Consider the following 14,586-nt stretch of genomic DNA (forward strand, 5'->3'; position numbering starts at 1 on the left):
AATACTACTGCCTGGGAAGCCGTTGCTGGCGAAGTTGCTCGAATTAAAAAATATCAGGCCAAGGGCGATGTCGCCACCCCGGAAGAATTACAGGCATATCTTGCCTGGCTTTGGCAAGAATTTTTGCCGGTCATAATGAAGAAGAAGTAAATATAAAATTGTATCTTTTTAAATATCAATCTTCGGTCGGGGTGTAGTTCAGCTAGGCAGAATGCCTGCTTTGGGAGCAGGAGGCCGCGGGTTCGAGTCCCGCCACCCCGACCAAAAAGACCCGTTTTAATTAAAGGGTCTTTTTTCTTTACCCCGTTAGAAAATTCTGGCTTTCTAACGGGATTTTTGTTTATTTATGTTAATTACAGAACTCTGCCTCATCGGCAGGCGAGTAACTCTGTAATTAATTTTTTTATAATAGCCAGTTCATCCTGCTTAAATTTTTCTAAAACAAATTTATCCGCCGGCATCCTGTTAGCCAATTCTGTCCTGATGCCGATCCTTATTCTTTTAAAATTTTTGGTTTTAAGATGATTAATAATTGATTCTACGCCCCTGTGCCCGGCCGAGCGGGAATCAACGGAAATTTTGTATTTGCCCAGGGCAATATCAATATCGTCGTGGATAACCGTTAAGGTTTCCGACAAGTCGCTGTCTTTGGCTTTAAATACCCCCAGCTTTTTCGGCAATAATTTATAGTAAGCCAAAATTGCCTGAACAGCCTGCCCGGAATTATTCATAAAAGTTTGCGGCTTGATAAAAATGGTGTTTCCGGTTTGGCAAACTTGGGCCTTAAATTTTTTAGATTCTTTCCAGTTTCCGCCCGCTTTTTCCGCCAAAGCGTCAATTGCCATAAAGCCGGCATTATGGCGGGTGTTCTCATAAATTTTACCTGGATTGCCCAGGCCGACGATAATATGCATATTTTAAATGATAAAATAATATAAAAATAAAATAATAAAATAACTAATTACCAATCAACTAATTAACTAATCCCTAGCATGCTGTCCATGCGCTTTTCTTCCCTTATCTATTTCTATATCAATCGGCGTGCCAAGAAACCCGTATTTTTCCCGCAGGCGGTTGGCGATAAAGCGGACATAAGAAAAATGCAGGTCTTCTTTGGCTCCGATCCGCAACTGGAATTTTGGCGGGTTAACCCTTGTTTGCTTGAATTCATAGATGTGGGGTTTTTTTACGCCCTTGCCCTTGGCCGGTAAATGGATTTTTACGATTTTTAGCAGAAATTTATTAAGCTGGGAATCGCCCAGTTTTATTTTTCTGCCTTCATCAATTTCCAAAATTAAATTCAGGATTTTGTTCGTTTTGCTGCCGGTAAGGGCGGAAGCGAAATGAATCGGCGCCCAGGTGGCGAAAGGGAAAGAGCTATAAATATAGTTGGTGTATTTTTTCGTGTCCTTTTTGGCAATTAAATCCCATTTGTTGGCGATAATAATAAAACTGGCTTTCCTTTCCACTATTTCCTCAACCAGCTTGGCGTCTTGATGGGTTATGCCCTCGCTTATATCAATAACCAATAAGGCGATGTCTGATTTTTCCAGGGCTTTCAAGGATTTGGCGATTCCGTGTTTTTCCAGGCCCTTGGTTTTTGCCCCCTTTTTGCTGATGCCGGCCGTATCAACAAGAATAATCGGTTTTCCCCCGTAAATTATTTCCGTGTCCTGCGGTTCGCGAGTGGTGTGCGGTTCCGGGCTTACAATAACCCGCTCATATCCCAAAATAGAATTGAGGAGGCTGGATTTTCCGACATTGGGCTTGCCGATAATGCAAATTTTTATTTTTTCTTCCGATTCTTGTCCGGCCGAAGCGTTATCTTTTTTTGATTTTATTTTTTTGATGACAAGATCAAGCAAATCTCCGGTGCCGGCTCCGGTGGCGGCGGAGATCGCCTGTGGTTCTCCCAGGGCCAGCTTGTTAAATTCCGCAGTCTCTCCCATTTGTCGGAAGTTATCAACTTTGTTAGCCACCAAAATTATTTTTTTGGTTTTTTTTAAGAATTTTTTGACAAATAAGGCCATCTGCCTGTCCATCGGCAGTAATCCGGTTTTGGCGTCAACCAAAAACAAAATTAAATCAGCCCGCGTTAAGTATTGGCGGGCCTGGTCTTGGACTTTTGCTTCTATATTAACCGGCGTTTCGCCGGCTGGCATTTTGTCAGGCAAATCAATTATGCCGCCGGTATCAACCAGTATGAAATTTTTTCCCCGCCAGCTCACCTCGTTCAGATTGCTGTCCCTGGTGGTGCCGGCTATGTTAGAAACCAAAGCCTGCCTTTTTTCAACCAGGCAGTTAAAAAGAGTTGATTTGCCGACATTGGCGCGGCCGAAAATGACAATGAGAGGGAGATTTTTTTTTGAGGAATCCATAGAAATGTTAAATACGAATATCAGAATTAAAAAGTATTATTTAATTCACAATTATCAATTTGCAATTTTCAATCAATTTTCAATAACTAATTGTCAATTATTGCAGGATCTTAATATTTTTGAAAATATAAGTAAAAGTTCATGGCATTCTTTCCGTAATTTCCGAAGTTCATCTATTTGTTCGGGGTTTGCTTTAGCTATCAGTCTCAACCAATGCTTAGTTTCTCTTAATTCTTTTTTAACTATCCCTATTTTATGCTTAAAATCCTTCTTGCTTTCCGCTTCGCAGGCCTCGCAATAATTAGCTCCCGAAGAGCCGGAAGAGCCTACGGCTTGAGGAATTAATTTTTGGTTAATGCTGTTATTAGGCAATCTTCTAACTAAATCAATCACTCTTTCCGCGAACTTAGCCAATCTCTCTTCTAAATCATAATTAGTATTTTTATCCGCCACTTAATTTAATATTAAAAATTAAATATTGACTGAAAATTGGTCATTGAAAATTGAAAATTTTTATCAACTTTACTCTTCCGGATTATCCGCTCCCGAGGAGGTTTTATCCGCATCCTGGCCCAGTATCAGGATAAAGTCCGGTTGCTCCGGGTTTTTTTCATTTTCCAGCTCTTTTTTTATATCATCAGCCAGCCACTGGGGCAGGACAAAAGAAACATTAGCTCCTGTTTTTTCTTTTAAGATGGCTAACGATTCCATTTTTTCCCCGTAAGTAAGGTCATAGATTACCGATTTTTGAAAATCTTTCCGGCTTGAGTTGCTGACGCGGATAACGTTAAATCCGTATTTTTCCAAATCCATGGCAGTGACGCTGGCCAGTCCGTTTATCCAGGTGCCGTTCCTTATGTCCAAAGAAGCCTTTTCCACTTTAACCTTTGTTTTGGTTTCTGCGGGAGCGTCAGAAAAAATATTATTGGCCAAATATTGGATTTCCGCAAAGTCGCCGCTTCTCGGGATTAAAATATAAGCGCCTTCTTCGCCTCGGGTGTCAATCAAAAGGCCGCTTGAGCTGTTATCCAAAACCTTGTTGGTGATATTTTCCCGGGAAACGTCTTTAAACATATTCCAGAGTTTTATCGTTTCCCAGGCTTTTATATTAGTGCTCAAATGCTCATGGAGTTCATCTATAATGTTGGTAATTATGCTTGGCCGGAACAATACGCTTTTTGACAAAAATTTATTTTTGGCCGCTTCTATGACTTTTTGCTGGCGCCGGGCGCGGGCGAAATCCGAACCTTCAATCCCGTAAGCGTAGCGGGAACGGACATATTTTAGGGCCAATTCGCCGTCCATCTTTTTCCAGCCGATCGGGATATAAAGATGCTCAAACCTGGCCGAGTAAGGTTCGGCTTCTTCCATGCCCATTATCGGATAGCTGAAATCTTCCAAAACATTTTCCACATAAACTTCAATTCCGCCCAATTCATCTAAAACATTAACAAAACCGGCAAAGTCTAGGCGGACGAAATAATCAACCGGGATTTTCAGGATATCGCTTAAGGCCTGCGAGATGGCGACTCCGCCGCTGCCCGGATTTTTTGCTTCGGCATAAGCGTTGACGTTGTTTATTTTTCTCCAGCCCATTCCTTCCATGGGTATGGCCAAATCTCGGGGAATGGAAAGCAGGGCTACTTTTTTTGTTGAAGGCTCCAGGCTGGCCAGCATAATCGTGTCGGTCAAATATCCGCCTTCATGGTTTTTCCCGCCCATCCCCAGGAGGAGGATATTAATCCTGTCCCGGTCTTCGCCTTTTAACTGTTTGTCAGCGCTTTCGGCCAGGTGTTTGATTTGCCCGATAATCGGGATTTTGTAGATCCAAGAATTCGGGTTCTGCTCGGAAACGATGATTTTGCTGGAAAAAATAACAAAAGCGATCGCGAGAAAAACCAGCGGATAAGAAAAAACCTTGGCCATTTTTTTCTTTTTGGCCGGTTTAATTTTCGCCTCTGTTTTTTCTTCCTCCAGGAGATTCACCCCGTTGGAAATTTCTCTTTTTTTATCGTAATTTTTCATGGTTTTGATAAAATCCCGCTAGCAAACCCTTTTTAACGGGGAAAACATAAAAATAGACAGCTTTTAGCTGAAACTATTTTTATTATATCTTTATTTTGCTATTTTGGAAAGTTTTAAAAAAATTTGCTATAATTTAAACATGGGCCTGTCCCGGAATGATTTAAAAAATTTTTGAGACGGGTTCTAAGAAAACTTCACCGGAAGCTGATATAAGTTTTGGATCAAGTTGTATAAAATTAGTCCTTAAATTTTTCCGAATCGCGGTTCGGAATTGCGGGACAAGGGGCAAATTTATTTTTAAAGGTGGTCTAAACGGCGGAGATTGTCTGCCGGATTAACTTTAAAAATAATCCTTAACGAAAGTTTAGGAACCTATTGTAAATTTGCCAATTCTTAGTCAGCTTTATCCCGCACCTTTTGGTAGAATTATTTAGATTGTGGCAAAAGGTGCGGGATTTATTGGTGAAGTTTTCTTATAAACCGGAAGCTGTTCCGCAATCCGCCAGCTGGCGGAGCGGAACAGATCGGCTTATCCCCCCGTTTCGGCGTATCAGAATCTGTAAAGCCGTCATAAGTAAGGCGAAGCCGTTATCAAAAAATTTTCCAGAAATTTCAATAAAAAATTTTTGGAAACAGCGGAATGGGAAAATCTCGCGGATAACCGCGAGATTTTCATTGGTCGGGGTATCCGGAATCGGACCGGAACTACGCCCACCCCATAGGTGCGCCGCGCCCGCTTGCCTAGCCTGTCGGGGTGCGGAGAGTTGAACTCCGGCTACATGCACCCCATGCACGCGTACTACCGTTATACTACACCCCGGCAAGCTAGGCGGGCGGGTACTACCATTATACTACACCCCGCATATTATTTTATGATTTTACCTTAACATAGCTTCTTATTTTTATCAATCTGATGACTATAAATAGAGAGCCCGGATTAGATGGTAAATCAAATAATCAATAACCAATAATCAAGTTCCAAATAATATTCAATAATTAAATTTTAATAACCAAAAACTTTGTTAATTGGTTGTTGGATATTGCCCGCCCCGCTTCGCTTGGCGAGGCCGGGGAAGTTTGTTTGGTTATTGATTATTGGTTATTTTTTTCCTTTCAATTAATTTTTAGCCAGGTTGTTATTGAACTGGTTGACTATAAATAGGTCGTTATGTTAAGATTGCCTATTGTTCATTGGATAATATGACAAACCATATCCACATAACTAACCGAAGGAGGGCGGTTATGAGGTTCTATATAATGCACCGCGGTTTGTTTGAGGAAATACCAGCTTCGGAAAGAAAAAATCACGCCACCTTCTTTGCGGCCCGGGACAGAAGAAATTTAAGAAGGGTGAAATTTTTTTCCGGAAAATATGCCGCCGATACCAAGCCCGGCCGGATAGAAAAGATATTAAGCTCTTTTGCCGGCAATTTGAAGATTAAAGTTTGCGGTCCGGCTGTTTTTCAAGGGCGTCCGGTTGAAATGGAAAAAATTCGCAGCAATGCCTGGGGCCGGGGCGGAGACTGGTATTTAAAAACGGAAATTTCTCCGGATAAACTATACTGCTATTCCTGGATTGCCAATTATCCGGACAAAGACGCTATTTGCGTTTCTTTTGAAATCCTTGAGGAGGAAAAAAAGAAAAAATAAAGGGCCGGATAATTTATAAAATTTACCGGTCCTTTTTGATTGTTTACCCCCCCAGCCCTCCTACCAAGTCAAATCCCCCTAGCCCCCTTTATCAAGGGGGTATATAATATAATTATGGACATAGACTTAGAATTGCTTTCAATTCAAAATCCCTGGTGGCGGCAACTGGGAAGCGGAGAGCGGCTTGTTAAAAGCTTGAAATTTGACTCGGTGATAGAAGCTTTTGCCGTCCAGCCTCTTAAATGGGAGCCGAAAATTTTAAACGAGGTTGATTTGGGCCGCGACAATATTTATATTCTCTATGGCGGCCGGGGTTTGGGCAAAACCACGATTTTGAAGCTTTTCATAAAAAAATTGGCAGAGGAGAAAAAGATTGAACCGGACAATATTTTTTATTATTCCTGCCATAATCTTGATACTTACGAAGAGCTTAACGAGCTTATAAAAATATTTTTAAATTGGCGGCGAGCCGAAACCAGTCGCCGCCTTTTTATTTTTATTGATGAAATCAGCCTGATAAAAAATTGGCCGAAAGGCATAAGCTATTTGGCCCGGGCCAGAAAATTAAAAAACGTGACGGTTGCCTTGGCCAGTTCCAGAAAGGAGAATTTCACAGGCAAAGCGGAAAGACTGCCAGCCCTGGATAAAATTATCACCAGCCTGGATTTTTTTGAATTTTTAAAATTATTAAATTCCAAGCTGGCGGGAAAAATTAACAAAACTAATTATCAAAATTACCAAGACCAGCTTGAATATTATTTGGACATTTATTTTTTAACCGGCGGATTTTTGCCCTGCTTAAACAGCTACCAGAAAGAAGGGGCGGTTAGGCAGGATATTTATAACGACTATTTTTATTCTTTAACAGCCGATATCGCCAAGCTCGGCCGGGACGTAATTCTCTTGCGTCAGATTTTGGAACAGATTCTTCTTAATTTGGGACAGCCCCTGGGCTATAAAACCATTGCCCGCCACACCAAAGCCAAAACCCATTTGACTATTGCCGAATATCTGGAAATTTTGGAATCAATGTTTGTTATAAAAATGATTTATCAGTCAGATAAGGGCGGGCAGCCCACCAGCCGCAAGGCCAAAAAACTTTATTTTACCGACCCTTTTTTATTCTGGCTTTTTTATTCCCACATTAACGGTTCGCTTGATTATTGGCATTTCAGCCGCGAGCGCCTGCACCGCCAGGATGTCTTCAATGCCTTGGTGGAAAACGTGGTATTTTCCCATCTGGCCAGGAATGGGGACAGCAAGGGGAAAGAACGCCTGACTTATTGGCGGGATAATGTCCGCAATCGGGAAATAACTTTTTTAATCCATGACGGCAAAAAGATCATGCCGGTTTTGCTTGGCTATAGCCGGGATATAGAAGACAAAGATTTAAAAATATTTAAGCAAGCCGGCTTCAAGAGGGGGATAATCATCAGCCGGGACAAGATGGAAAATAAAGGTAATATAAAAATTTTGCCTTTAATTTATTTTTTGCTGTTTGGAAAGGGGTTACTGAGATAGTGAATAATTTTAAAAAAGCAAGATCTCGATTTTTTTAAGAGATTTTTTGGGTCTTTCAGCCAAATCGCAGAGTTCTGATTAAAGGCCACAGCTATTTGTTTAAACTTCAATCATTGATTTTAGATAAGAAAAAGGGCAGCTTTACTTGTAAGCTGCCTTTTGAGTAGAAACGGTTTGTGTTAAAATCAGAATTTTTTGTCGTTTACTGTTTCTCCTATAGCTCTTTACCGCATTCGGGGCAGTAACCGTTAACGATTTTAACGCCGCAATCAGGACAAGTGGGGCAAGTTGGAACGCCGTTATAAGTATCGGCTGAAAATGTCCCGCTTCCTCCTTCGATTTTTTGGTCTTCGCCGGGATAAGCCAAAATATTGTCCATAATATCCCCCCTCTAAACAGAATCTGGCCAGTGGCAAATAATTATTAAATAAACCTATATCAAAAACGTTTAAATAATTTTAAATCGTAAGAAATAGCAAAACCCTTAAAATAAGTATTAAGAGTTGTTTTTTCTAAATCGCTTATAGTTACTTTTCTATAATCTTTCGATTTTTGCAAATAAACTTCTATTGTTCTCATATAAAAATCATGGGAGACGAGTATAACCGTTTGATTTTTATTCTGATGTTTTTTTAAACTTCTAAAAATATTTTCGGTCCGTTGATATATACGGTCTATTTCTTCAACCGGTCCCTGATTGATGATTGCATTATACAAAGCCGTTCTGACAGCCGGCATTCCCTGTCTTAAAAATTTCTCTTTAGGCAAAATATCTTTTAGGCTAAAATCAATTTCTTTCAAATTGGGATTGCCTAGGATCGGTACTTTTTTATTATACTTTTCTTTTAGAATTTTACCGATTAAAAAAGCCGACTCTTTTGATCTTTTGGATTGGAAATTGGAATTATTAAAATAAATAACGTCTAAGTCTTTTAGTGGTAATTTTTTTACTGCCTCTAAAAATAATTTTTTACCACCTTTTGCAATAGACGGATCAAGCCGGCCGGTTGCTAAATTATCTAAGATTTCATAGGGCATTTCTAAATGATCTTCATATGGCAAATCAAGTTTACCGTGCCTAATAAAATAAATTTTAATGCCGTTATTCATAAAGTTATTTTACACTATAATCCGTAATAAGTAAAAAAGAGAGCACAGGAGACAAATCAATATAGATTCGTCTGCCTGTGCCCTCATGGCTATAAAGAACGTCAGTTAAGGATATAAACCTTTCCGGCCGGTCCGTCAACGCGTATCCGCTGACCGGTCTTGATGATTTTTGTAGCGTGCTTAACATTGAGAACGGCGGCGATACCGAGTTCACGGGATATAATCGCTCCATGGGCAAGCGGACCCCCGACTTCGGTGACTAAGCCGCCATTGCCGACGGCACCAATGATCGGTGCCCATGTCGGATCGGTTGTATGTACTACCAGTACGCAACCATCAGTCATCCATTCAAGAGCCTCCCGATCGCTCGGGTCACGAACAATAACTGCTGGTCCTTCAATGACAAAAGATGTCACGCCGATACCATACAACTCGCTCGCACCATCAGGCATATCAACCAAACCGATTTTACTCAATTGGTCGACAAACATAACCTGCGGCACCTCCATCTTGAATTCTCGCTCATAGCGTTCCCGCCGATGGGTGGCGATTTTGAGCGCTTCGGCCGGCGCCTCGATCAACATCCTGATTTCTCGAGGATCAAGGAAAAAGATATGATCCTGAGGCCACCCCAATTGTGCTTCAATAAAAAGCAGCTGGTTACGAATCAAGTCATAAACCTTGAGGAAATTAAACTTGACTCGCTCGCGGAGCGCGAGATAGGTCAGGGTAGAAACGACATCCTGCTCGAATTCTCTACTCCTATCCTCGGTCAGATTGGCGCTGACACGCTTTTTGGCTATCTGGGATTCCTGAATCCGACGCTGAAGTTCAGTTTGGGGATCACCCTTAATTCGGGCAGCAAGCTGATCCATCATTTCCGGTTGTTCATGATATCGCGGACCGGAAATTTCCAATTCGTTGAACCCAAGGTGTCCAAATTCCGCCAAAACCAAATTCCGATTGATCAAGCCGTCATTTAATTGGGCTAAACGAAGATTAAATCTAATCGCCGGATCGTCTTGCAGGCTACCAGTAAGGTGGTCAAGAAGTTGTTTGGCTTCCTCCCCGTTGAAGTTTGACTCTAAGGTTTTACGCAGACGAGCGTAGGCAAAAAAGCCGAGTCGCGCCACGATGACAAACCAAATGCAAATTTTAGTGCGCAGAAAATCAAGCTTGGTCTGCAGTGATTCAATCAGTTTGGGTGACATGGATAAAGGGAACTGACGTTGCCGATTGACAAACTCCGTAACAAGCGGTTCGTGAACATTTAAATAGTCATCAGCGAATGTCTGCTCCCACTGACGAATGCCAGTAAAGAACCGATCGTAATACTGTCTGTAAATCTTGGCTTTTTCCGGTCCGTATAGCTTTGTTAGACGCTCTAGGCTCGGATTTTGGTCATAGAGAACAACCTCGGGATAATTGGCGAGCCGTTCATCGGTTCGAATCTGATCAAGGTAAGAACACACCAATCCCTGGATGTAATCATCCAACGGAACACCCGAGATCCGATAAGTTAAAGCGTCGTGGAGAATACTGCAACGCGGTTGCGAGCCGATCAGCTCAAAAAAACCGGCATCCAACTCTTCCCCAATGGAATACCCCATCATATTGCGTCCGGTACGGATCGCTCCGTCGTCATGAGCAAAGATGTAGGTAAACAGTCCGAAACTGAACGGAGTCGGATGCTGAGTAAGCAGTTCGGCAATGTTTTGATCGCTGAACACGTCAAGAGGAACTGTAATGCCAAGATTCCCCAAGCGCAGACGCTCTGCCTCCGCTACCACCTTGGCTGACTTAATCGCTTCATAGCGAACTAACCCGGGAGAATCGTCGAGAGCAGTTATCGGCCGATTTTGGACGAGCGATTTAATAATCCCCCCGTTACCATCAACCGCCAGAGCGATTTCACAATCCTGGGGCTCATCATTCTCGATCAATTCAACGCCGAGAACGAATTCAACCAGATCGCGTAGCTGGTTTGGTTCAAGTGATCGCTTATCTTTCAATTGGGAAGGCATCGGTATCACTCCTTCGTCAGCAACCATTAGTTCTTTAACAGTAACGGTTTCTGATAGCACATTACCAGCACGATCAAGGATGAAGATATCACCCGTTTCTCTGCCGGCAGTCAATAACTGACCGCCGCCGAAAGTTGATTGGATAACGATCTCATCAGATGAACCATTCATCGGGTTACGCGTAAATACAACCGCAAACCGATTGCAAATTGCCATTTGATGGACGAGAATTGAAAGCTTTAATTCTCCAACAATTCCCATCCGATCGCGATAACCATCCATCCTATTACTGAATGTTTCATTAATGCAGGTATCTACCGCATTTAAAAATTCTTGCTCACCGAGAATATTCGTTGGACTCTCTGATCCGCCAGCCCAAGAAGCTTTCGATTGATCTTCAACTGACAGTGCGCCCCGGACCGCTGCCCGAATCTCATCGCGTTCAAAATTACTCTGGCGGTAAGCCGAAAGCAATTCATCAATAAGATAAGCGGGCAACTGGCTGATATCGCACTTCGATCTGACAATATCATTTACCACCGCCGGGAAGATGACAAAACCACGAAATGGCACAGGAATTCCAAGCCGCCATTTTTCATGAAGCCGCGTAATTTTACCCGGTAATTTTGCCAGTTGAGCTACCGTCAAGTCAACAAAGTTGACTATACGATCCTGAGAAACGATCTTTTTCATTGCTTTTTACCCCTCTCTCTATGCGTTTTAATGAACATTTCAAGGATTTTTACCCCCCAAATTATATACCTGCCATTTTTAAAACAGATATACAATTTACGAGTTAAAAAGCTTATTACCTTACCGTAAAACCATTATTTTGTCAATGGAAATTTTCTAAATTACTCCTTCTGCTAATCAGCCATTAATTAGTTAATCTACCGGCCAAAAAATCCTGATAAGCTGACATGTCAAAATGGCCATGACCGCTCAAGTTGAACAGAATTGTTTTTTCCTCTCCGGATTGCCTGCATTTTTCCGCCTCGTCAAAAACCGCTTTAATCGCGTGAGCTGATTCGGGAGCCGGAATAATGCCTTGATTCTTAGCAAATTTCATAGCCGCCTCAAATACCGGCAACTGGTCGTAAGCCACGGCTTCAATTATCTTTTCTTTATGCAATAAACTCACAATTGGCGCCGCGCCGTGGTAGCGAAGCCCGCCCGCGTGGATTGGCGGCGGCACAAAATTATGACCTAAAGTAAACATTAAAAGCAAGGGGGTTAAACCAACAGTATCGCCAAAATCGTAATCGTATCTGCCTTCGGTCAAACTCGGGCAGGATTTTGGTTCTACGGCAATTGCTCGCAATTTTGTTTTTCCGCCTTTTAATTTATCCCGCAGAAAAGGAAAGCTGATGCCGGCAAAATTGCTGCCGCCGCCATGGCAGCCAATAATAATGTCGGGGTAATCCCCAGCTCTCTCAAGCTGCTTTTTCGCTTCCAGGCCGATAATCGTCTGGTGGAGCAGAACGTGGTTAAGAACAGAGCCCAAGGAATAATTAGTGCCCTTATTTTTCGCGGCCTCTTCCACGGCTTCGGAAATTGCCATCCCCAGACTGCCGGGCGTGTTTGGATCTTTGGCTAAAATTTTACGGCCGGATTCGGTCCTGTCAGAAGGGCTGGCCACGCAATCAGCGCCAAAAACATTCATCATGATCCGGCGGTAAGGTTTTTGGTCATAGCTGGCCTTAACCATATATACCCCGCACTCCAAACTGAATAAATTACAGGCAAAGCTTAGAGCGCAACCCCATTGGCCCGCTCCGGTTTCCGTGGTTAGTTTCTTAACCCCCTCCTTTTTATTGTAATAGGCTTGGGCAATAGCGGTATTGGGTTTGTGGCTGCCGGTCGGACTGACTCCTTCATATTTATAATAAATTTTGGCTGGCGTTTCTAATTCTTTCTCTAACCGTTTAGCCCGAATCAAAGGACTAGGGCGATAAATCTGGTAAGCCTTTTGAATTTCTTCAGGAATCTCAATCTTTGATTCCGTTGAAACTTCCTGTTTAATTAATCCCATCGGAAAAATGGCGGCTAAATCTTGAGGACCGATTGGCTTCTTTGTTTCCGGATGAAGCGGCGGTGATAAGGGCTTGGGCAAATCCGGCACAATATTGTAATAGTAAGTTGGCGCGTCTTTTTGTTCAAGGTTGATAATAGGCATAGTTTTAAAATTAATAATAAATAAAAATCCCGTCCTCTGCTTACGAAAAAATCGTAAACAAAGGACGGGATTCGCTTCGCCTTCGTCCTTTCGGGACTTCGGCGAGATAATACCGTGGTGCCACCTTTGTTGTTTTAACCCTAATGACAGATTTATCCCGCCCTCATGGCAAGATTAAAAAAATCCGTCAGTAAACGGATTAAAACCACTTTTACTGACTCAGTCACCCGTGGCATATGTGCTTTACGGGTCGACATCAGTTAGCCCATGGTTACGGAGGCGACCGAGTTGCCACTTGTGCAGCAACCACCCTTTCCAGTTTAAGCTGGAATGATTCAGGCCCAACCCCCTACCTTGCGGCAGAGGACCCGAATAGGTTTTACAATTTTTAAAGATAAATCTATCTTATCACAGTGAAAAAATTATGTCAAGAGTTTGTATAGTTAACAGTCAAGGGTAACACTTTGAAGGTATTTTTCCTGGGGTGTTAACCCGTTAAGCGTTAAATGTATTCTTTTAAAATTGTAATAGTCTAACCATTCATAAGCGGTTTTCCAGACCCGGTAAGGATTTTGGTAATATTCATCATCAATCGTCCGGTGGACTCGTTCCACATTGGCGTTCCACCAAGGAGATTTTTTCGGGATAAAATAATGGGGAATGTTGTTTTTAATCAACCGGCTATGAAATTTACCCCTAAACTCAGAGCCATTATCAGTCTGGACTGACAATATTTTAAAACCAAAATATTTTTCCGCTCGTCCAAAGGCAGCTATGGCGTTTTTACTCTCCTTAGTCGGAAACACGATAAAATAATACTTTTTCGTGTAGGGGTCAAAGGCGGAGAACTGGTATTTCCTTACTCCATCCTCGTAAACATACTTAATATCCATTTGCGCGCCTTCCCCTGGTTTTTTAACAGTTAATGCCTGTTTCATCGGCTCGTACCAGGGCAATCTCCTCTGCGGTTTTCTAATTAAATGTTTTCGCTGGTAATAGCGGTAAATAATCGTGGTTGATACCTCAATACCTAATTCCCGTTTAACCAGATACTTCATTTTTAATGGCCCATAATTGGTAATTCGCTTTTGTTCCTCGATGAATTTTCTCACTTCCCAGGTTAATTTGAGATTGGGTTGCCTTTTGGCCGGCAGATAGGTGTTACCCCTCTTGCCGTAATCACGGAATCTCCATTTGTAGTAGCACTTTCTAGAAATGCCGAATATCCGGCAGGTTTCCTTAACTGATTGGTGGTATTTGTCTACCTGTAAATACCATCTAAATCTTTGTAATCTATCGTATTTAATAGGACTTGGCATAATCATATTGTTAATAGTTAACAGGTGTTACCCTTAACTATACCAAATGTCACCCCATGGTGTTAACTGTACACTCTATTGACACTAAAAGTTTATTAAGATAAGATAAACCATTCTCTGATAAATAGAATTAAAATTAAGTTTATTATCAATGCCCTTTACAATTTAGGAGGTTAACCATGTACACGGGGAACTGTTCAATCATCATTCCGGCGCATAACGAAGAAGCAACAATCCGAAATTGCTGCCTTCGGTTTGCGGATCACACAAGAGTGACCGAAGTTATCGTCGTTGCCAATGCCTGCAGTGATATGACATACCAGGAAGCGTTGGCGGGAAATGCTGTCGTAATCCAGACGCCCGACACAGGCAAAGGCAAAGCC

The 14,586-nt window shown here is 42.1% G+C and carries 12 protein-coding genes and 2 tRNA genes; 4 read left to right on the plus strand and 10 right to left on the minus strand.

The features are described 5' to 3' along the window. Positions 1-187: 187 nt before the first annotated feature. Positions 188-264: transfer RNA gene (locus tag PHQ42_03810), tRNA-Pro, on the plus strand. Positions 265-368: 104 nt separating this feature from the next. On the opposite strand, the gene pth is transcribed toward PHQ42_03810, so the two are convergent. The 5 genes from pth to PHQ42_03835 form a co-directional block, all read right to left on the minus strand. Further along, the gene (gene pth, locus PHQ42_03815) at positions 369-914 is read right to left on the minus strand and encodes an aminoacyl-tRNA hydrolase (protein MDD5071834.1); all 546 of its coding nucleotides are present in this window, start codon (positions 912-914) and stop codon (positions 369-371) included. Positions 915-980: 66 nt separating this feature from the next. After that, entirely contained in the window at positions 981-2,378 is a 1,398-nt protein-coding gene (gene der, locus PHQ42_03820) for a ribosome biogenesis GTPase Der (protein MDD5071835.1), read from the minus strand. A 93-nt stretch (positions 2,379-2,471) separates the two neighbouring features. Continuing rightward, the gene (locus PHQ42_03825; GenBank protein MDD5071836.1) at positions 2,472-2,831 is read right to left on the minus strand and encodes a four helix bundle protein; all 360 of its coding nucleotides are present in this window, start codon (positions 2,829-2,831) and stop codon (positions 2,472-2,474) included. A 69-nt stretch (positions 2,832-2,900) separates the two neighbouring features. After that, the gene (locus PHQ42_03830) at positions 2,901-4,403 is read right to left on the minus strand and encodes an LCP family protein (protein ID MDD5071837.1); all 1,503 of its coding nucleotides are present in this window, start codon (positions 4,401-4,403) and stop codon (positions 2,901-2,903) included. Between the two features lie 749 nt (positions 4,404-5,152). Next, positions 5,153-5,223: transfer RNA gene (locus tag PHQ42_03835), tRNA-Pro, on the minus strand. A gap of 380 nt (positions 5,224-5,603) precedes the next feature. Between PHQ42_03835 and PHQ42_03840 the strand changes: the two genes are divergently transcribed. Continuing rightward, complete coding sequence (locus PHQ42_03840; protein ID MDD5071838.1) at positions 5,604-6,053, plus strand: hypothetical protein; 450 nt, start codon at positions 5,604-5,606, stop codon at positions 6,051-6,053. Positions 6,054-6,167: 114 nt separating this feature from the next. After that, the gene (locus tag PHQ42_03845) at positions 6,168-7,574 is read left to right on the plus strand and encodes an ATP-binding protein (protein ID MDD5071839.1); all 1,407 of its coding nucleotides are present in this window, start codon (positions 6,168-6,170) and stop codon (positions 7,572-7,574) included. 214 nt (positions 7,575-7,788) lie between these two features. Here PHQ42_03845 and PHQ42_03850 read toward each other — a convergent pair whose 3' ends face one another. From PHQ42_03850 to PHQ42_03870, 5 genes are all read right to left on the minus strand, one after another. Next, complete coding sequence (locus PHQ42_03850) at positions 7,789-7,953, minus strand: hypothetical protein (protein ID MDD5071840.1); 165 nt, start codon at positions 7,951-7,953, stop codon at positions 7,789-7,791. Between the two features lie 59 nt (positions 7,954-8,012). Continuing rightward, complete coding sequence (locus tag PHQ42_03855; protein MDD5071841.1) at positions 8,013-8,684, minus strand: phosphoglycerate mutase family protein; 672 nt, start codon at positions 8,682-8,684, stop codon at positions 8,013-8,015. A 101-nt stretch (positions 8,685-8,785) separates the two neighbouring features. Then, positions 8,786-11,401, minus strand: coding sequence for a PEP/pyruvate-binding domain-containing protein (locus PHQ42_03860; protein MDD5071842.1), 2,616 nt, complete (start codon positions 11,399-11,401; stop codon positions 8,786-8,788). A gap of 184 nt (positions 11,402-11,585) precedes the next feature. Further along, the gene (locus PHQ42_03865; GenBank protein ID MDD5071843.1) at positions 11,586-12,884 is read right to left on the minus strand and encodes a TrpB-like pyridoxal phosphate-dependent enzyme; all 1,299 of its coding nucleotides are present in this window, start codon (positions 12,882-12,884) and stop codon (positions 11,586-11,588) included. Positions 12,885-13,327: 443 nt separating this feature from the next. After that, positions 13,328-14,203 carry a DDE-type integrase/transposase/recombinase gene (locus tag PHQ42_03870; GenBank protein ID MDD5071844.1) on the minus strand — a complete coding sequence of 292 codons (876 nt, stop codon included), beginning with the start codon at positions 14,201-14,203 and terminating at the stop codon, positions 13,328-13,330. Positions 14,204-14,382: 179 nt separating this feature from the next. Between PHQ42_03870 and PHQ42_03875 the strand changes: the two genes are divergently transcribed. Then, the coding region (locus tag PHQ42_03875; protein ID MDD5071845.1) for a glycosyltransferase at positions 14,383-14,586 on the plus strand (204 nt) is incomplete at its 3' end.

The organism is Patescibacteria group bacterium (genome assembly GCA_028711655.1).
GTDB lineage: Bacteria > Patescibacteriota > Patescibacteriia > Patescibacteriales > JAQTRU01 > JAQTRU01.

Excerpts from the sequence above, each read along its gene's own strand:
- PHQ42_03870 (MDD5071844.1), bottom strand. The coding sequence starts at position 14,203 with ATGCCAAGTCCTATTAAATACGATAGATTACAAAGATTTAGATGGTAT.
- pth (MDD5071834.1), bottom strand. The coding sequence starts at position 914 with ATGCATATTATCGTCGGCCTGGGCAATCCAGGTAAAATTTATGAGAAC.
- PHQ42_03845 (MDD5071839.1), top strand. The coding sequence starts at position 6,168 with ATGGACATAGACTTAGAATTGCTTTCAATTCAAAATCCCTGGTGGCGG.
- PHQ42_03860 (MDD5071842.1), bottom strand. The coding sequence starts at position 11,401 with ATGAAAAAGATCGTTTCTCAGGATCGTATAGTCAACTTTGTTGACTTG.
- PHQ42_03830 (MDD5071837.1), bottom strand. The coding sequence starts at position 4,403 with ATGAAAAATTACGATAAAAAAAGAGAAATTTCCAACGGGGTGAATCTC.
- PHQ42_03865 (MDD5071843.1), bottom strand. The coding sequence starts at position 12,884 with ATGCCTATTATCAACCTTGAACAAAAAGACGCGCCAACTTACTATTAC.
- PHQ42_03840 (MDD5071838.1), top strand. The coding sequence starts at position 5,604 with ATGACAAACCATATCCACATAACTAACCGAAGGAGGGCGGTTATGAGG.
- der (MDD5071835.1), bottom strand. The coding sequence starts at position 2,378 with ATGGATTCCTCAAAAAAAAATCTCCCTCTCATTGTCATTTTCGGCCGC.
- PHQ42_03855 (MDD5071841.1), bottom strand. The coding sequence starts at position 8,684 with ATGAATAACGGCATTAAAATTTATTTTATTAGGCACGGTAAACTTGAT.
- PHQ42_03850 (MDD5071840.1), bottom strand. The coding sequence starts at position 7,953 with ATGGACAATATTTTGGCTTATCCCGGCGAAGACCAAAAAATCGAAGGA.